Genomic DNA, 16,326 nt, shown 5'->3' on the forward strand with positions numbered 1-16,326 from the left:
GTTTCAAGCGGCCACGGTTCAGGCGGCCATGTTTGCGGATCTCGGCCCGGCGATGAGCCAGACGATGAAGCCGACAAGCGGCAGCAGCAGGACCAGCAGCGTCCACAGCACCTTGGCGCTCGTGCTCGCGCGGGATCCGATGATCGAGATGATGGCCCAGATATCGAGGGCCAGAAGGATCAGTCCCCCGAGGCCAGAAAATGCGAATTCCATGGCAATCTCCTGTTTTGACACAGGGGGAACGCGCAACTGGGGCGATTGTTCCCAGCCTTGTCGGCGTAAGGGGGCGGCATGCTAGACAGCCTCTGCCGGGATGTCGGACCCGCGCCGCCGCAAAGGGGGCGAGGAACTCCTGCCGCTCGGAAGGGGGCTTGCCGACATTTTCCTCGGCCAGCCTGCGCCAGGCACTGGCGGCGGTCGCGGGGTCCAGCAGCGCGGGCGCGGGCCGCTCGGGTAGCCAGGCAGAGCAGACGCGCCGGCGCAGCGCGCTCACATGGGCGGCGCGGGTGATGTGGACGCCCGCCTCCGTATCCCAGCGAAGTGAACGATCGTTCATATTCGCGAAACTCAGGATCGCCTCCGCCTCGTCGGCGATGGTGACTTTCGCGTGGATGTAGACGATGGGCGCCATGGGCACTGGCCCGCCCGGTGCTGGTCGCATCGTTCGCGGCGATGAACTGACGGGCCGATTTCCAACTCTGGCGGTGCAGCGGGCGGGCGACGATGGGATCGAAATCGCAAAGCGTGAGATCGATGGTCACGCCACGGCGCAGCACCGCGACGACAAGGTCGAACCATGTCTCGCCGATGGCCAGGCCCTCGCGCGAGTGCAGCTTCGTCGTCAGGTCGAACACCCGGAAGCTGGCGCGGATCTCGCTCCTGGCCGCGAGGAAGCACCGCTCAAGCGCGGGGAACGCCTCTGCCGCGGTGACAAGCGGCGTGAAGTCCCGGATCGGGCCGGGCGCCTCAGGCGGAGCCATGGTCCGCCTCCGTGGTGCCGTCGCTCAGCGGGAACACCAGGCGCAGGCTGTAGTGCGTCGCGCTGGCGTCGCGCTCGACCTCGGCGCCGAGCTGGCGCGCGAAGGCATCGATCAGCCGCGCGCCGAGCCCCGAGCTGGTCAGCCCCTCGTCCGGGGTCCCGATCGAGTTCTCGACCCCCAGCTCCACCATGTCCCCGGGCATCGTCTTCAGGCGGAAGGAGATCCTGCCCCCGCCCGCGACGCCGGTGTACTTCAGCGCGTTGGTCCCCGCTTCAGTGATCAGCAGGGCGACCGGCACCGCCTGGTCGGGATAAAGCGTGATCGCGTCGAAATCCGTGCGCACATCGGGTCCGCCATGGCGCGTCGCGCCCGCGCCGACCAGTTGCGCCACCACCTCGGACAGCAGGTCATCCGCCCGCACGCTGGCGAGCGAGGACGCCTGGTACAGGTTCTTGTGCACTACCGACAGGCTCATCACCCGTTCCTGAAGCTGCTGCAAAAGCTGCTTCTCGCGCGGCGTGGCGGCGTTCCTGATCTGCATGTTCATGATGCTGACGATGAGTTGCAGGTTGTTCTTTACCCGGTGATAGACCTCGCGCAGCAGGGTGTTCTTGTCCTGCATGGCCTGCTCACGCTCGATCTCGTCCTCGGCGATGGTGCGTGTCATCGACAGGAACCCTTCGGCCAGGTACTGGAATTCCGTCGGCGCACGCATCAGCACCGATTCCGGGAAATCCCGGCGCCCCTGCTCGAATTCCTTCATGCGCCTGCGCAGGTCATTGACCGGGCGGATCAGCAGACGACTGAAGGAATTGTAGGCCACGATCATGCTGACCAGCAGCATCAGCACTGGAAACAGCAGCGGCAGGATGTAGCCCTCGCTGCCCGAGTACCAGACCGAGCGCAGCTTCCAGCTGGAAATGGCGTAGATGTCCTTTTGCAGGATCGGAACCACGGCATAATGCCGCCCCTCCCCGCCGAGGGACACGCCCGCGAACGTCGTCCGCGAGCGGTTCACGAATTCTGTCAGCGCGTGGTCCCGCGGCAGCATCCGGCTGGCGTCGGTGGTTTCGGAATCCGCGCCGATGATATCGCCGTCCCGACCGAAGAGGGCCAGGGTGAAGTTCCGGTCGCTCATGTCGTCTTCGCGAATGGCGACGCTGACGCTGCTGCGTGGCGCGGCGATCGACATGATCCCGCGCAGCGCGCCATCCTCGAACACCGGGGCCGAGGCGACCAGCGCGGGCTGCCCGGAAAACCGGTCGCCATATTCCAGCCTGACGGATTCTCGCGGCTCGGAAATCAGTGTCGAGAACAGGTTACCTTCCGCAAAGGTGAACCCCCGCTGGTCAGAGCTGCACAGGGACTCTCCATCCAGCCCGACGAAGGCGGCGAAAAAGCGGTCGGGCGTCCGCTGGACATATTCGGTCAGCCGTTGGGAACACACCTCGGGCGTGTCCAGCAGATCGAGCATGGAAACGCCAACCGCGGATGCCGCGCCAAGCGCCCGCATCATGACGGAGCGTTCCTCCGTCGCGGCGCGCTCCGTCGCGGCAAGCAGGGCCGAACGGGACATCGCCTGGGCTTCCTGACCAGCGTTATAGGTCTGTATGACCGAGATCAGCCCCAGCGGCAGCAGCGACACGGCAAGGATCAGGACCATCTTGGCCCGCAACGATCCTTCGAAACGACGCGACGGCAAGTCCTGCCGCATCGGCGCGCTCACGGCCCCGGCGTGTTCAGGACCGCCAGCGTTTCCGCGTCGGCGAAGCTCAGCTCTTCGTCGTCGCCCAGCTTCAGCAGTTCCTGTAACTTCCTGCGGCCGCGATTGACCCGGCTCTTGATGGTTCCGATGGCGCAATCGCACATCTGCGCCGCCTCCTCGTAGGAAAAGCCCGATGCCCCGACAAGGATCAGCGCCTCTCTCTGGTCGTCCGGCAGAGTGCTGAAGGCGTCCCTGAACTCCTCCATCGCGAGGCGGCCGTCATGCTCGGGCTTCACCGACAGCCGGCCGGCCATGACGTCGTCCACGTCCTCAACTTCCCATTTCCCTTTTCGGATGCTGGAATAGAAGGTGTTGCGCAGAATGGTGAAAAGCCACGCCTTGAGGTTCGTCCCCGGCTTGTACTTGTCCATGTTGCCCCACGCCTTGACAACCGTGTCCTGCACCAGGTCATCGGCCGCCGAATGATCGCGGGTCAGACTGCGCGCAAACGCACGCATAGCCGGGAGATGCTCCACCAGCTCTTTCTTGGGATCCTGGGCACTCATTTTCGGGTGTCGCTTTCTTCCAGCTTCTTCAGAAGCTGTAGCAATTCGTCGGGAAGCTGCTCGCTTAGCGTCTCGTCATAGAGTTTGCGCAGGTTTTCCTCAATCTGGTCCTGGACGTTACCAGTGTCGGCTGCCCCTGTGTCGGCAGGGTTGTCCCTTTGTCTATCTGACATATTGTAGCCTTGGGTGATGTTTCACTCGGAACCTAACGCGGCGGGCGGCGTTAGGTTCCAAGAATTTTCATCGCGAGAGGCTTTCATGAGCGAACACACTGACACCAGCGGTCCCGCGGCACGAATCGCGGGCGAACTTCCCTACCTGCGGCGTTATGCGCGTGCGCTGACGGGGGACCAAGCGCGCGGCGACAAATACGCCGCCACCACGCTGGAGGCGATCATCGCCGACCCGTCTTCCTTCGACGCGAAGCTGCCGCCAAAGGTCGCGCTGTTTAGCGTCTTTCATACGATCTGGTCCACCGCCGGGCGCGAGGTGATGCCGCTTGGCGACATGCAGGACGCGTTGGAAGCCAAGGCGCAGGAGCGTCTGGCCGAGTTGACGCCGAACGCGCGCGAGGCGGTGTTGCTGTCCACCATGGAAGGCATGAGCCCGGACAATATCGCCGCGGTGATGGCCGTCCCGCAGGAGGAGGTGGCACGCTTCCTTGAAATCGGCATGGCCGAGATGAGCGCGCAGATGGCCGGGCGCGTACTGATCGTCGAGGATGAGCCGATCATTGCGCTCGACATCCAGTCCATCGTCAACGACTCGGGCCACAGCGTCGTGGGCAATGCCCGCACCCGCACGGAAGCTGTGCGCCTGGCCAGTGAGCATGCGCCCGACCTGCTGCTCTGCGATGTTCAGCTCGCCGATGGGTCCTCAGGGATCGACGCGGCGAACGACATCCTGAAGCAGCGGCCCGACCTGCCCGTCGTCTTCATCACCGCCTACCCCGAGCGGCTGCTGACCGGGGAGCGCCCCGAACCGGCGTTCCTGATCACCAAGCCCTTCACCGAAGAACAGGTGCGCCTGGCGGTCAGCCAGTCCCTGTTCTTCGCCTCCTCCGCCGCGCTGGCGTAGGGCGCGCAACACGGGCAAAGGAAAAGCCCCGCCGGTGAGGCGGGGCTTTTTTGTGGCCTACGAACCGGGTCCGGCGTGGCCCGGCCCAGACGGTTCACTCGGCGATCAGCGCGCGCAGCATCCATGCTGCCTTCTCGTGAAATGCCGAGCGAGCGGTCGCCAGGTCGGCGGTCACGCCGTCCTTGTGCGTCTCGGCCAGCTCGATCAGCGCGTGCAGGCGGTGGGCGACGGTTTCATGATCGGCCGCAAGCTCGGCCACCATCTCGCCCGCATTCGGGTTGCCGTCCACGTCGCTGAGGGCGCTGTCCTCCATCAACGCCGCGAATTTCATCGGCGCAAGGTGGCCCAGCGCGCGGATACGCTCTGCTATCTCGTCCGCGGCGGCGAACATGTCCTCGTACTGCTCTTCGGTCAGGTTGTGCACCGCGTAGAACAGCGGCCCGGCCACGTTCCAGTGATAGGCGTGGGTCTTGAAGGTCAGCCGGTAGGTATCGGCCAGCACGTCGCCCAAGGCCTTTGCCACGGGCTTGCGGTTGCGCACCCCGGTATCGACGGTTTCTTGTGTCGCTACGACTTTCAACGGATCGGTCATTGATTTCCCTTTCGTTGGTCACGGTTCGCTCAAGGAACACGCGACCGGCAAGGTTTGTTCCATCGGGTGCCGCGCGCGGCGCCCGGCTGGTTTCATGGGCGGCGGGCGGTGCGTCACCCGCGCCGCAACAGCTGTGCTATCAGCGCCACGACGAACAGCACGACGAAGATGAAGAACAGGATCTGCGCGACCCCGGCCGAGGCCGAGGCGATACCGCCGAACCCGAATACTGCCGCGATCACCGCGACGACGAAGAATACCAAGGCCCAGTAAAGCATTTCATTTCTCCATTATTGTTGCACGGGGTGTCAGCACTTTAACGCCGCCATGACGCCGATTGTTCCGGACAGGTGTCCGGGGACAGGAAGGCAACGTGCCCCGGCAGGAAGAATGCAGAATGTCGGGCGCGCGAAGGGAACAAATGCCTCCATCAATCGTTTCCACTGTGGACCAAACGAAAGGACACGTCATGGCAGCCACACAATCCAGCAAACAAAGCGCAAACGGTGAAGTCACCGTTCACGAGCTTTCCGAGCAGATCGATCAGTTAAAGACCGAGATCGGCGAATTGACCGCAAACATCGGGCGCTACTCGCGCCAGCAGGGCGAACACCAGCTCGAGGCGGTGCAATCCGCTGTGAAGGCCCTGCCCGACGAAGCCGCGAACGTGGTGCGTGAACGCCCTGTCGCGGCGCTAGGCCTCGCGCTCGGGCTGGGTGTCATCGTCGGCATGATGACGGGCCGTCGATAACATGCTGGAATTGCTTCTGGCGTCCCGCGGCGGGCATCGCCACGGTCGCGTTGGGATCGTGCTCATCCCGCTCCTGGTCGGGTTGAGCGCCCTTGCGGGGGCATGGTTCCTGACGGACGCGCTGTGGCGGTTTCTGCGCGAGGCCTACGACGCGATCATCGCCTCGGCCACGGTCGGCGGTTTATTCCTGATCGTCGCGCTCGTCCTGATGATGGTCCTGCAGGCACGCCTGCGCGCCGCGGAACGCCGAGCGGAACGCAAAGCCGAGCCGCTTGCCGCCGTTGTCGAGGCCTTCGCTATGGGGCAGGCTGCAGGTCAGGCGCTGCGCTCAGGCCGCGCGGCCGAAAGATGTCGGCCAGAATAGCGTCGACATCCGCCTGGTTGAATGGCTTGCTCAGCGCGAACCACGACCGGGTCTGTGCTTGGCTTGCCCGCGCGGCGAGCCCGTCCACGAGGACCAGCCGCGCCCCGGTGCCGAAAATGTGGCCCAGCGCCTCCTCCATCTGGGGGCGGGCGGGTTCATATGCCAGGAACACCACGTCGGGCTGGCACTCCGGCTTGCAAACCGCCGTGAGCATGTCGTCGAGGTCGCCGAAGAGCACGCAGTGGTTATGCCGGTCCTGCGCCAGCATCTCCTGAAGGTCCTCCCCGATCAGGGGGTCCCGTTCGTAAATGAGTATGAGTCGTCTGTCTGTCATGCTCTTCCTGTTCCGGTGGCGCCATGGCGCCGAAAATTCCCTCTCGGCCGCGCCGCGGGTTGCGGGAAACGGGCCGATACGTCGGGCGAACAGTAGCGGCTTTTCCCGGCGCCGCATTAAACCATGACATAGCCGACAGGATAAAAGAATGGCCGTCTCTTGCAGAAATTGCCCGCTTCGCCGCCGCGACATGTTCCGCAACATGTCCGCCGCCGAAGTAAAGTTCATGCAGGGCTTCAAACGCGGAGAATTGAGCGTCGATGCGGGCTCCACCATCCTGATGGAAGGCTCGAATTCGCCGCAGCTTTTCACCGCGCTGGAGGGGATCGGGCTGCGCTACAAGAACCTTCCCGATGGCGGGCGGCAGGTCGTGAACTTCGTGCTGCCCGGGGATTTCGTCGGCTTGCAGGCCGGCCTGATGGGAGAGATGCAGCACTCGGTCGAGGCGACGACGAAGATGACGCTTTGCGTCTTCTCGCGCGAGGAGTTGTGGACGATGTACCGCTCTCATCCCAGCCGCGCCTACGACCTGACCTGGCTTGCCGCCCTTGAGGAGCATTTCCTCGGCGAAACCCTGTCCGTCGTCGGGCGGCTTACCGGCCTCGAACGGGTGGCCTGGGGGCTACTGAAGTACTACCGCCGGATGGAGGCGCTTGGCCTCGCGTCGGAGGGGCGCACCAGGCTGCCCTTCAAACAGCAGGACCTTGCCGATGCGCTGGGGCTGTCGCTGGTCCATACCAACAAGACGCTGAAGAAACTTCGCGAACAGCAAGTTGCCCATTGGGATGGCGACTCGCTGCGGATCTCTGACCCGCTTGCGCTGGCGCAGATTGCCGGGATCGCGGATTACCGGGTGCCCGACCGGCCGCTGATCTGACGGACCGGGCGCGCGCCGCCGGCATGAGCCGAAATCCCGTTCGTCAGCCCCCGGACGGCCGGGGAATGATCGCGCCGCGATGGCAGATGACCCTGGCGGACAGGGCGTGGCCTGCCTCCATGCACTCGGCGATCGTGCCGCCCGCCGCATGGGCCGCGAGGAACCCGGCGTTGAAACTGTCCCCTGCCGCCGTGGTGTCGACAACACCCGTCACCGGTGCGACCGATAGCGCAGCGCCGCTGCCATCCAGCGCGCGGGGGCCGGACGGGCCGCGCTTGAGCGCGCCGTAATGCACCCCGGCGCGGGCCAGGCGGTCCATCACCGCTGTCTCGTCCACGTCGCCGAACAGGTCCATCTCGTCATCGAGCGAGGGCAGCGCGATATCGCAGCGCGACCACATCTTCATGGTGTCGCGCCGCGCGGTCTCAGCATCCGGCCAGAGGCGCGGGCGGTAGTTCGAGTCGAACGCCAGCTTGCCGCCGTTGGCGCGGAAGCCGTCGATCCAGTCACAAAGCGCATCGCGCGTGTCCTGCGGCAGAATCGCGATCGAGATCCCCGACAGGTACAGCAGGTCGACATCGCCCATCGCCTCCATCGGCACCTGCGCGGGGCGCTGAAACACCGTGCGCGCGGCGGCGGCGGAGCGCCAGTAGCTGAAACTGCGCTCTCCCTGCGAATCGAGGGTGATCATGTAAAGGCCGGGGCTCATGCCCGCGCGGCGCTCGATCAGCCCGGTGGACAGGCCCTCCTCCGCCAGGCTTTCGAGGATGCGCTCAGACATTGCCTCATCCCCGAGGGCGGTGACATAGCTGACCTTCGCGCCCGCGCTGTCCAGCGCGCGGCGCAGGTAGACGGCGGTGTTGAAGGTATCGCCCGCCACGCCGACGCGGACCGTGTCCTGCGTCAACGGCGAAAGCTCGATCATCACCTCGCCCAGGCAGGCGATATGCGCGTAACCGTCCCGCGCGGAGGCGGGCGTCTTGTCATCGGAATAGGTCAAGGCAGGGGGATTTCCGTCGTTCGTTGCGGGATGTGATAGCCGGTCTGCACCGCCGGTCGCCCGACGAGGCGCATGTACCAGTCGCGCAGGGCGGGCGTCTCGTTCAGGTCGATTTCCTGCCAGTCGTGGCGGGCGATCCAGGGAAAGATAGCCATGTCCACGATGGAATACGCCCCGCGCCCGTCCCCGACCACGTAGTCGCGGTGTTCCAGCCGCATGTTCAGCACGGCGTAGAGGCGGCGCGCCTCGGTCTGGTAGCGGTTCTCGGAATAGGGGGACACGCCCTTGTTGTTCTTCACGAAGTGATGGACCTGCCCGAGGATCGGGCCAAGGCCGCCCATTTGCCACATCAGCCATTCGACCAGTTCCCACTGCGCCGCGCCCTCGGCCCCGAAGCGCCCGTACTTGTCGGCGAGGTAGAGCATGATCGCCCCGGATTCCATCATGCGGATGCCGGTCTCGCGATCCACGATGGCCGGGATCTTGTGATTGGGAGAGATCTTCCCGAAGTCGGGGGCGAACTGTTCGCGATTGTCGATGTCGACCGGATGAACCCTGTACTCCACGCCCAGTTCTTCGAGCAATATGGACAGTTTGCGTCCATTTGGCGTGCTCCAGGTGTAGAGGTCGATCATGTAGGTGATCCTTCCTGCTCGGGTCTGCGGGCGATGTTGGCGCCATTCTTAAACCGCCACCCGGCGGAGGGAAACAGCGGAAGGCGTCAGCGTGTCCCTTCGGCCCCGGCCCGGGCGGTGGCCAAGGCGGCGCGGAGCACGTCGCGATCCCCGATGTGGTTGGCCAGGATCAGCACCAGCCGCGCGTTCAGCGCGTGGGTCTGCCCGGCGCTGAGCCCCGCGTGGGCGGCGAGCAGTTCGTCGTAGAACCCGTCCGGGTCGGGGATGTTCGGCGTGTCGGTCAGCGCCATGGGCTAGGCTCCTTTCGCAATCGCGGCGCTAAGCGCGCTTTCGATCATTCCGGGCGTCGCATCGCGCCAGCGCGCGACGACATGCTGATCGGGACGCACCAGGTAAAGGGCCGCCGGGGCGCCGCCAAGGTATCGCGCCCGAAGCGCGCCTGTCGGATCGTCGCGCGAGGTGGTGAGGGTCAGCCTTTCCAGCGGAATACCCGGAAGCTGCGTAAGGTCCGGGATCTGCGCATCGATCGCCAGCACGGTGAAACGTCCTTTCAGGCGGTCCAGCAGGAAACCCTGCGCCAGCGGCGCGTCCACGGCGGGCGCCCCGGGGCGGGTTTCCGGCGGGCCGTTCAACTCATCCGGGCCCGTCAGCGACAGCCCGTCATAGACGCTCGGCAGCGACAGGCGGCCCGAGTTGATCAGCACCCGCGCGAAGGGATGGCGGCGCGCCAGGTCCAGCACGGCATCGCGAAAAAGGCTCGCGGCCGGGGACTTTGGGGTCAGGAAATCCGTGGCGCGGGTCGAGTTCAGGATGTTCTCGTCCGCCGCCGCGCCCCGCTCCTCTGCGTAGCTGTCGAGCAGCGCCTCGGGGGCGAGCCCGCGCGTGACCAGGTCAAGCTTCCAGGCCAGGTTGTCGGCATCCTGTATCCCTGAATTCGCGCCCCGCGCCCCGAAGGGCGACACGAGGTGCGCCGCGTCCCCGGCGAACAGCACCCTGCCGTGGCGAAACTCGGCCATCCGGCGGCACTGGAACGTGTAGATCGAGGTCCAGACCAGGTCGTAGGACACATCCGCGCCCAGCATCGCATCGACCCGCGCGCGCACCTTCGCGGGGTCAAGCTCGGCAGCGCGGTCGATGTCCCAGCCGAGCTGGAAGTCGATCCGCCAGACATCGTCGGGCTGCTTGTGCAGCAGCGCGGACTGGCCCGCCCCGTCGAAGGGGGGATCGAACCAGAACCAGCGCTCGGTCGGGAAATCGGCGGTCATGCGCACGTCGGCGATCAGGAAGTTGTCCTCGAACACCCGCCCCTCGAACCCGAGGCCGAGCATCCCGCGCAGGGCTGAGCGCGCGCCGTCGCAGGCGGCCAGCCAGGCCGCTTCGAGCCGGTAGGGGCCATCGGGCGTCTCCACCGTCACGAGGACATTGTCCGCGCGCGGCTCGATCCCGGTGACGGTGTTGCCGCCGCGGATCTCGATCGGGGCGCCATCCGCTTGCGCGGCGCGGATCGCCTCGACCAGATAGCTTTCGAAATAGGGCTGCTGAAGGTTGATGAACGCGGGGTTGCGATGCCCTTCCTGGGGCAAGAGGTTGAACTCAAACACCTTGTCATGGCCGTGGAAGACCTTGCCCACGCTCCAGACAACGCCCTTTTCGACCAGCCTCCGGCCCACGCCCTGCCGGTCCGCGATTTCCAGCGTGCGCTTGGCGAAGCAGATCGCGCGGCTGCCCTCGCCCGGGCCCTGCTGGTCGTCGAGCACCAGGACCGGCGTGCCGCGCTGAGCGAGGTCGAGCGCCAGCACCAGCCCGACCGGCCCGGCGCCGACGACGATCACCGGGTGATGCGCCGGACGCGCCGCATCCTGGTCGGCGCTGTGCGCGTAGGGATAGAGCGCGTCGATCGGCGGGGGGCTTTTGTCCATGCTCAGCGCCCCGCGCGCAGCTCCGTCGCCAGGGGCGCGCGTTCGTAATCCAGGAAGAACTCGTCAAGCTGGGGCGGGGCGATCCCGGCATCGCCCATTTGCACATGGGCCTGCCCGCGATGGTGGATCTGGTGCTGGAAAAGATGCGCCAGCACCGCGTCCACCCGCTCCCGCGTCATGCCTGTCGCGCGCGCCACGCCGACCAGCCGCGCGGGATCGCCGGGCGCGTCGCAGAAGGCGCAAAGACGGGCATCAGCCACGGCCTGCGCGGCGGCCAGGTCGGCCACCTCGGCGATCTCGGGCCGCTCGAAGACGGCGAGGCCCTGCCCCGCCCCTTCCAGCGCGTCGAGATAGTAGAGGTCTACCTCGTAGATATGGTTCAGCGTCGCGCTGAGCGAGGGGAAGAAGCCCGGGCGCGGGGCATTGAACGCCGCCCGGTCGAGGCCCGTGATCGCGCCGAACAACGTCCGGTTGGCATAGGCGTTGTTCGACGCGAACCCCGCGAAGAGCGCCTGCGCGCTCATGTCTGTAACGCCTCCCACATCTCCAGGTCGCGCGCGGCGGTCCAGATGCGGGGGGTGTCGATATCGCGCGCCTCGTCATAGGCGCGGGCGACGTTGAAGGGCAGGCAATGCTCATAGATCGCGTAGTCGCCGAACTTGGGATCGCACTCGGCGCGCACCGCGTCCCATGCCTCTTTCAGCGGCCCGCCGCGCAGCGCCACCCGCGCCGCCGGGCTGTAGGTCGAGCGCAGGAAATCCGCCGTGCTGTCGATGGCACCGTTGACCGCGTCAGCCCCCTGCAACGCCGCCCCCCGCCCCGGCGCGATGGCGTCGAGGCCGAAGCGGCGGATCCGCTCAAGCGTTCCGGGCCAGTCGTGGAAATGGCCGTCGCCGCAGTAGCAGGCCGAGTGATCCTCGACGATGTCGCCGGTGAACATCACGTTCTGATCGGGCACATAGACCACCGCGTCCCCCGCCGTATGCGCGCGGCCGAGGTGCATCAGGTCGATCCGCCGCTTGCCGAGATAGATGGTCATGCGGTCGTTGAACGTCGTCGTCGGCCAGGTCAGGCCGGGGATGCTCTCATGCCCCTCGAACAGGCGGGGGAAGCGCTGGAACTCGCTGTCCCAATCCTCTTGCCCGCGTTCGACCACCATGGAGCGGGCCTTTTCGGACATCACGATATCCACCTCTCCGAAGGCCGACGCGCCCAGCACGCGGACCGCGTGGTAATGCGTCAGCACCAGGTGGCTGATCGGCTTGTCCGTCACCTCGCGCACCTTCTCGATCACCTTTCCGGCCAGGCGCGGGGTGGCCTGCGCCTCGACGATCATCACACTGTCGTCACCGATGATGACGCCGGAGTTCGGATCCCCCTCGGCGGTGAAGGCCCAGAGCCCGTCGCCGATCTCGTCAAAGGTGATGGTCTTCTCGCTGAGGTCGCCTTGCGACGCGAATGCCTTGGCCATGGGTGATGCCCCCTCCATTGGTCGGATACGGGCCACGATACACGACTTGCACCACCGTGGCCCGGGCGATCATTTCATCCCCGGCGTCCCGTCGAACTTCTTCTCCAGGCTGTCCCAGCAGTCGATGTAGTCATCCTGCAACGGCGCTTCCTTCCCGGCGAATTCGGTCAGGTGCTGGGGGAAGCGGGTCTCGAACATGAAGCTCATGGTGTTGTCCAGCTTCTCGGCCTTCAGATCCGCGTTGGAGGCCCCCTCGAAAGCGTTCTTGTCCGGGCCGTGGGGCAGCATCATGTTGTGCAGGCTCATGCCGCCAGGAATGAAGCCCTGCGGCTTGGCGTCATACTGGCCGTAGATGTTGCCCATCAGCTCGGACATGACGTTCTTGTGGTACCAGGGCGGGCGGAAGGTGTTTTCCGCCACCATCCAGCGCTCGCGGAACAGCACGAAGTCGATGTTGGCCGTCCCCGCCTGCCCCGACGGCGCGGTCAGGACGGTGAAGATCGACGGGTCCGGGTGGTCGAAAAGGATCGCGCCCACCGGACAATAGGTCCTGAGGTCGTATTTCACCGGGGCGTAGTTCCCGTGCCAAGCCACCACGTCCAGCGGCGAGTGGCCGATCGCGGTTTCGTGGAACTGCCCGCACCACTTGATCGTCAGGGTCGAGGGCACCTCGCGGTCCTCGAACGCGGCCACGGGGGATTTGAAGTCGCGCCGGTTCGCCATGCAGTTCGCGCCGATGGGGCCACGGCCCGGAAGCTCGAACTTCTGGCCGTAGTTCTCGCATACGAAGCCGCGGCACGGGCCTTCCAGCACCTCGACACGGTAGACGAGGCCGCGGGGCAGGATCGCGATTTCCTTCGGCTCGATATCGATGATCCCGAGTTCCGTGCAGAACCTCAGCCGGCCTTCCTGCGGCACGACCAGCAACTCGCTGTCGGCGGAATAGAAATAGGCGTCCTTCATCGATTCGGTGACCAGGTAGACATGGCTGGCCATGCCGACCTGCGTGTTGACGTCGCCCGCCGTCGTCATGGTGCGCATCCCCGTCAGCCAGGTCAGCGGCTGGTCCGCGTGGGGTAGCGGGTCCCAGCGATACTGGCCGAGGCTGGTCACATCGTCCACCACGTGCGGCGCGGATTTCCAGTACGGCAGATCGATCCGCGCATAGCGCCCCGAATGCTTGACCGAGGGGCGGATGCGGTAGCACCAGGTGCGCTCGTTCTGGTGGCTCGGCGCGGTGAAGGCGGTGCCGGAAAGCTGCTCTCCGTACAGGCCGTAGTTGCACTTCTGGGGGCTGTTCATGCCCTGAGGCAGGGCGCCTGGAAGCGCCTCCGTCTCGAAGTCGTTGCCAAAGCCGGGCATGTAGCCGGCGTGGGGACCGTCCAGCGACGGGGCCTGGACCATCTGCGAGGGTGCTGTTTGCAAAGTCATGGGATCCTCCGGGTGTTTGGGGTTGTGTCCAGCGCTAACAGTTGCTTTTGTAACTAACAATGCCCCCGAGTCCCCGGAAAGGAGCCGCCTTGGCGTTTTCATTGCCCGACTTCCTGCCATACCTTCTGAACCAGGCGGCGGAGGCCGCCAGCCGGGAGTTCCAGTCCCGCTATCGCAGCCGCTACGGCATGTTGCGCACCGAATGGCGGGTGCTGTTCCACCTCGGCTGTTACGGAGAGTTGAGCGCCAAGCAGATCTGCGAGCGCGCCTCGATCCACAAGACCAAGGTCAGCCGCGCCGTCGCCGCCCTGCAGGCGAAGCGCTACGTGTCGCGCACCACCGACCCTGACGACCGCCGCCGCGAGGTCCTGTCCCTGACCCGCGCCGGAAAGCGGGTGTTCGACGCGCTGCAGGTGGACGCCGAAGAATGCGAGGCGAAGCTGACCGCCGTGCTGACCCCGCAGGAACAGGCCCATCTGCGCAGCAGCCTTGCGAAGCTGATGCACTTCGGCTCCTGACCCGCGCCTGGACCGCCCCCGCGCTGCCCCGGCATCGCGCCAGACACCGGGGCCCCACGGGCGAGCGGAATATGCTATAGGAAGGAATGCAAGATGCCCCGCACGCAACCTGAGCGGGGCCCGGGCCACGCCCCGCACCCCGGGGGCGGCTACCGAGGGACAGCGAAGGACGGCGAACTTGGAGACACTTGCCCTGACGTTGCCGATGAGCGTGGTGCTCGGCCTGCTGGCCTTCACGGTGGTCCTGTTCGTGTCCGAGATCGTGCGCATCGACTTCGCCGCCATCCTCGTCATGGTGCTGCTCGGGCTGCTCAGCCAGCTGCCGGGGCTCAGCTCGCTGGCCGATGTCAGCCAGTTGTTCAACGGGCTTGCGTCCAACGCGGTGGTGTCGATCATCGCGGTCATGATCATCGGCGCGGGGCTGGACAAGACCGGGCTGATGAGCAAGGTCGCCGCGCTGATCCTGAAGCACGGCGGCAAGACGGAAGCGCGGATCGTTCCGATCATCTCTGGCACCGTGGGCGTCATCTCCTCCTTCATGCAGAACGTCGGCGCGGCGGCGCTGTTCCTGCCGGTCGTCAGCCGGATCTCGGTGCGCACCGAACTGCCGCTTGGACGGTTGCTGATGCCCATGGGCTTTTGCGCGATCCTCGGCGGGACGATGACGATGGTCGGCTCCTCGCCGCTGATCCTGCTGAACGACCTGATCCTCGTCGCCAACCAATCGCTGCCCGAATCCGGGCAGATGCAGACCTTCGGCCTGTTTTCGGTGACCCCTGTGGGCATCTGCCTGGTGATCACCGGCATCCTTTACTTCATGATCTTCGGGCGCTGGGTCCTGCCGGGCGAGCAGGCGGACGGCGATGCCACCTCCGCACGGTCGCTGAAGGAATACCTGAAGCAGATCTACGGGCTGAAAGCCGACATCTTCGAAATCACCATCCCCGCCGGGCACCCTTGCGTCGGGCTGACCTTCGACGACCTGATGAAGCGCTACCACGTCTACATCATCGGCAGCGCCTACCAGGGCAAGACATGGTTCGCCCCGGTGATCCAGACGAAGATTACCGCCCCCTGCCGGCTGGCGGTGCTGGGCCGCGAAAAGGTCATCCGCCACATGGTCGAGGAGCAGGGCTTCATCCTGCACGACACGCTCGACGTCTTTGCAGAGGATTACGCGCCGACCAAGTCCGGCATCGCCGAGATGGTCATCCCCCCCGGCTCTGCCGTGATCGGCAAATGCGCCCACGACCTGGTGTTCCGCAAGACCTATGGCGCCAGCCTGCTGGCGATCCACCGGGGTGAGGAAACCATGAGCCTGGTCGAGACGGAGGATCACAAACCCACGCAGGTCGGCGAAGTGCCCTTCCTTGCCGGGGACACGCTGGTCATCCACAGCACATGGGATGCGCTGACCCGGCTGACCCGGGACCGCAATTTCGTGGTCGTCACCACCGACTTTCCGCGCGAGGAGCTCCGCCCGAAAAAGGTGGGCTGGGCGCTACTGTTCTTCGCCATCGCCATCTTCCTGATCCTGTTCACGGACCTGCGCCTGTCGCTCTGCCTGCTGACCGGGGCGGTCGGCATGATCCTGGCGAAGGTGCTGGACATAGACGAGGCCTACGGCGCCGTTAGTTGGAGCACCGTCTTCCTGCTGGCCAGCCTGATCCCGCTGGGACAGGCGGTGCAGACGACCGGCACCGCCGCCTGGATCGCCGAGCGGATCCTTATCCTTCTGGAGGGCTGGCCGATCTGGTCGCTGCAGGCCGGGATCGCGGTCCTCGCCACCGTCTTCACGCTGATCATGTCCAATGTCGGCGCGACGGTGCTGCTGGTACCGCTTGCCGTCTCCATCGCCGTGGCGGCGGGCGGGGACCCGGCGATCTTCGCGCTGACGGTGGCGATATCGACGTCGAATTCCTTCCTGATCCCGACGCACCAGGTGAACGCGCTGATCATGGGGCCGGCGGGGTACCGGGTGACGGACTTCATCAAGAGCGGCGGCATCATGACGATCCTGTTCCTGGTCGTCTCGCTCGTCGTGATGAACCTGGTGTTCTGAGCCGCCCCGCCCCCGTGCGGCAGACTTTTCGGGCCGATCGTGCT

The 16,326-nt window shown here is 65.7% G+C and carries 21 protein-coding genes; 7 read left to right on the forward strand and 14 right to left on the reverse strand.

All coding sequences use genetic code 11. The annotated features are described in order from the left end of the window. Positions 1–18: 18 nt before the first annotated feature. A complete protein-coding gene (locus DJ029_RS16325; protein ID WP_112323562.1) occupies positions 19–213 on the reverse strand; it encodes a PLDc N-terminal domain-containing protein in 195 nt (64 codons plus the stop codon). A gap of 158 nt (positions 214–371) precedes the next feature. Between DJ029_RS16325 and DJ029_RS16330 the strand changes: the two genes are divergently transcribed. Further along, complete coding sequence (locus DJ029_RS16330; protein WP_112323563.1) at positions 372–617, forward strand: hypothetical protein; 246 nt, start codon at positions 372–374, stop codon at positions 615–617. A 349-nt stretch (positions 618–966) separates the two neighbouring features. Here the strand turns inward: DJ029_RS16330 and DJ029_RS16335 are convergent, their stop codons facing one another. From DJ029_RS16335 to DJ029_RS21780, 3 genes are read right to left on the reverse strand one after another with little or no spacing between them, the layout of a single operon-like run. Next, positions 967–2,694, reverse strand: coding sequence for a sensor histidine kinase (locus DJ029_RS16335; RefSeq protein WP_157966404.1), 1,728 nt, complete (start codon positions 2,692–2,694; stop codon positions 967–969). A gap of 8 nt (positions 2,695–2,702) precedes the next feature. Continuing rightward, positions 2,703–3,251: an RNA polymerase sigma factor gene (locus DJ029_RS16340; RefSeq protein ID WP_112323565.1), complete on the reverse strand. Its 549-nt coding sequence runs from the start codon at positions 3,249–3,251 to the stop codon at positions 2,703–2,705. Then, on the reverse strand, positions 3,248–3,424 hold the full coding sequence (locus DJ029_RS21780; protein WP_157966405.1) for a NepR family anti-sigma factor: 177 nt from the start codon (positions 3,422–3,424) through the stop codon (positions 3,248–3,250). The genes DJ029_RS16340 and DJ029_RS21780 overlap by 4 nt, the downstream gene beginning before the upstream one ends. 85 nt (positions 3,425–3,509) lie before the next feature. Here DJ029_RS21780 and DJ029_RS16345 point away from each other — a divergent pair, with 85 nt between their 5' ends. Next, a complete protein-coding gene (locus tag DJ029_RS16345; RefSeq protein WP_112323566.1) occupies positions 3,510–4,328 on the forward strand; it encodes a response regulator in 819 nt (272 codons plus the stop codon). 94 nt (positions 4,329–4,422) lie between these two features. Here DJ029_RS16345 and DJ029_RS16350 read toward each other — a convergent pair whose 3' ends face one another. Together DJ029_RS16350 and DJ029_RS16355 are read right to left on the reverse strand one after the other, a co-directional pair. Further along, on the reverse strand, positions 4,423–4,920 hold the full coding sequence (locus DJ029_RS16350; protein WP_112323567.1) for a Dps family protein: 498 nt from the start codon (positions 4,918–4,920) through the stop codon (positions 4,423–4,425). 113 nt (positions 4,921–5,033) lie between these two features. After that, entirely contained in the window at positions 5,034–5,198 is a 165-nt protein-coding gene (locus DJ029_RS16355; RefSeq protein WP_112323568.1) for a DUF1328 domain-containing protein, read from the reverse strand. Positions 5,199–5,389: 191 nt separating this feature from the next. On the opposite strand from DJ029_RS16355, the gene DJ029_RS16360 reads away from it, so the two are divergent. Then, on the forward strand, positions 5,390–5,671 hold the full coding sequence (locus tag DJ029_RS16360) for a hypothetical protein (protein WP_112323569.1): 282 nt from the start codon (positions 5,390–5,392) through the stop codon (positions 5,669–5,671). Position 5,672: 1 nt separating this feature from the next. After that, entirely contained in the window at positions 5,673–6,035 is a 363-nt protein-coding gene (locus tag DJ029_RS16365; protein WP_112323570.1) for a hypothetical protein, read from the forward strand. Here the strand turns inward: DJ029_RS16365 and DJ029_RS16370 are convergent. Beyond that, complete coding sequence (locus tag DJ029_RS16370) at positions 5,968–6,369, reverse strand: ANTAR domain-containing protein (RefSeq protein ID WP_112323571.1); 402 nt, start codon at positions 6,367–6,369, stop codon at positions 5,968–5,970. The genes DJ029_RS16365 and DJ029_RS16370 overlap by 68 nt on opposite strands. Before the next feature lie 148 nt (positions 6,370–6,517). Between DJ029_RS16370 and DJ029_RS16375 the strand changes: the two genes are divergently transcribed. Beyond that, on the forward strand, positions 6,518–7,246 hold the full coding sequence (locus DJ029_RS16375) for a Crp/Fnr family transcriptional regulator (RefSeq protein WP_112323572.1): 729 nt from the start codon (positions 6,518–6,520) through the stop codon (positions 7,244–7,246). A 43-nt stretch (positions 7,247–7,289) separates the two neighbouring features. Here the strand turns inward: DJ029_RS16375 and DJ029_RS16380 are convergent, their stop codons facing one another. From DJ029_RS16380 to hmgA, 7 genes are all read right to left on the reverse strand, one after another. Then, positions 7,290–8,246 (reverse strand): sugar kinase, encoded by a 957-nt coding sequence (locus DJ029_RS16380; RefSeq protein WP_232823106.1) that lies wholly within the window; start codon positions 8,244–8,246, stop codon positions 7,290–7,292. Continuing rightward, complete coding sequence (locus tag DJ029_RS16385; protein WP_112323573.1) at positions 8,243–8,881, reverse strand: glutathione S-transferase family protein; 639 nt, start codon at positions 8,879–8,881, stop codon at positions 8,243–8,245. Before DJ029_RS16385 ends, DJ029_RS16380 begins: the two co-directional genes overlap by 4 nt. Positions 8,882–8,967: 86 nt before the next feature. Beyond that, positions 8,968–9,171, reverse strand: coding sequence for a DUF2783 domain-containing protein (locus DJ029_RS16390; protein WP_112323574.1), 204 nt, complete (start codon positions 9,169–9,171; stop codon positions 8,968–8,970). 3 nt (positions 9,172–9,174) lie between these two features. Further along, positions 9,175–10,800, reverse strand: coding sequence for an FAD-dependent oxidoreductase (locus DJ029_RS16395; protein ID WP_112323575.1), 1,626 nt, complete (start codon positions 10,798–10,800; stop codon positions 9,175–9,177). 2 nt (positions 10,801–10,802) lie between these two features. Continuing rightward, entirely contained in the window at positions 10,803–11,324 is a 522-nt protein-coding gene (locus DJ029_RS16400; RefSeq protein ID WP_112323576.1) for a DinB family protein, read from the reverse strand. Further along, positions 11,321–12,271, reverse strand: coding sequence for an MBL fold metallo-hydrolase (locus DJ029_RS16405; protein WP_112323577.1), 951 nt, complete (start codon positions 12,269–12,271; stop codon positions 11,321–11,323). Before DJ029_RS16405 ends, DJ029_RS16400 begins: the two co-directional genes overlap by 4 nt. Positions 12,272–12,340: 69 nt before the next feature. Further along, positions 12,341–13,702, reverse strand: coding sequence for a homogentisate 1,2-dioxygenase (gene hmgA / locus DJ029_RS16410; RefSeq protein ID WP_112323578.1), 1,362 nt, complete (start codon positions 13,700–13,702; stop codon positions 12,341–12,343). Between the two features lie 89 nt (positions 13,703–13,791). Here hmgA and DJ029_RS16415 point away from each other — a divergent pair, with 89 nt between their 5' ends. Further along, entirely contained in the window at positions 13,792–14,220 is a 429-nt protein-coding gene (locus DJ029_RS16415) for a MarR family winged helix-turn-helix transcriptional regulator (RefSeq protein ID WP_232823107.1), read from the forward strand. A 178-nt stretch (positions 14,221–14,398) separates the two neighbouring features. Then, positions 14,399–16,282, forward strand: coding sequence for an SLC13 family permease (locus DJ029_RS16420; protein ID WP_112323580.1), 1,884 nt, complete (start codon positions 14,399–14,401; stop codon positions 16,280–16,282). Positions 16,283–16,326: the final 44 nt, after the last annotated feature.

Origin of the sequence: Oceanibium sediminis (assembly GCF_003265325.1) — a bacterium.
Classification (GTDB): Bacteria; Pseudomonadota; Alphaproteobacteria; order Rhodobacterales; family Rhodobacteraceae; genus Halovulum; species Halovulum sediminis.

Bases quoted from the DNA above. Each gene is read 5' to 3' on its own strand.
- DJ029_RS16340 (WP_112323565.1), bottom strand. From the start codon at position 3,251: ATGAGTGCCCAGGATCCCAAGAAAGAGCTGGTGGAGCATCTCCCGGCT.
- DJ029_RS16365 (WP_112323570.1), top strand. From the start codon at position 5,673: ATGCTGGAATTGCTTCTGGCGTCCCGCGGCGGGCATCGCCACGGTCGC.
- DJ029_RS16350 (WP_112323567.1), bottom strand. From the start codon at position 4,920: ATGACCGATCCGTTGAAAGTCGTAGCGACACAAGAAACCGTCGATACC.
- DJ029_RS16355 (WP_112323568.1), bottom strand. From the start codon at position 5,198: ATGCTTTACTGGGCCTTGGTATTCTTCGTCGTCGCGGTGATCGCGGCA.
- DJ029_RS16395 (WP_112323575.1), bottom strand. From the start codon at position 10,800: ATGGACAAAAGCCCCCCGCCGATCGACGCGCTCTATCCCTACGCGCAC.
- DJ029_RS16345 (WP_112323566.1), top strand. From the start codon at position 3,510: ATGAGCGAACACACTGACACCAGCGGTCCCGCGGCACGAATCGCGGGC.
- DJ029_RS16335 (WP_157966404.1), bottom strand. From the start codon at position 2,694: ATGCGGCAGGACTTGCCGTCGCGTCGTTTCGAAGGATCGTTGCGGGCC.
- DJ029_RS16400 (WP_112323576.1), bottom strand. From the start codon at position 11,324: ATGAGCGCGCAGGCGCTCTTCGCGGGGTTCGCGTCGAACAACGCCTAT.
- DJ029_RS16385 (WP_112323573.1), bottom strand. From the start codon at position 8,881: ATGATCGACCTCTACACCTGGAGCACGCCAAATGGACGCAAACTGTCC.
- DJ029_RS16325 (WP_112323562.1), bottom strand. From the start codon at position 213: ATGGAATTCGCATTTTCTGGCCTCGGGGGACTGATCCTTCTGGCCCTC.
- DJ029_RS16390 (WP_112323574.1), bottom strand. From the start codon at position 9,171: ATGGCGCTGACCGACACGCCGAACATCCCCGACCCGGACGGGTTCTAC.
- DJ029_RS21780 (WP_157966405.1), bottom strand. From the start codon at position 3,424: ATGTCAGATAGACAAAGGGACAACCCTGCCGACACAGGGGCAGCCGAC.
- hmgA (WP_112323578.1), bottom strand. From the start codon at position 13,702: ATGACTTTGCAAACAGCACCCTCGCAGATGGTCCAGGCCCCGTCGCTG.
- DJ029_RS16370 (WP_112323571.1), bottom strand. From the start codon at position 6,369: ATGACAGACAGACGACTCATACTCATTTACGAACGGGACCCCCTGATC.
- DJ029_RS16405 (WP_112323577.1), bottom strand. From the start codon at position 12,271: ATGGCCAAGGCATTCGCGTCGCAAGGCGACCTCAGCGAGAAGACCATC.
- DJ029_RS16375 (WP_112323572.1), top strand. From the start codon at position 6,518: ATGGCCGTCTCTTGCAGAAATTGCCCGCTTCGCCGCCGCGACATGTTC.
- DJ029_RS16360 (WP_112323569.1), top strand. From the start codon at position 5,390: ATGGCAGCCACACAATCCAGCAAACAAAGCGCAAACGGTGAAGTCACC.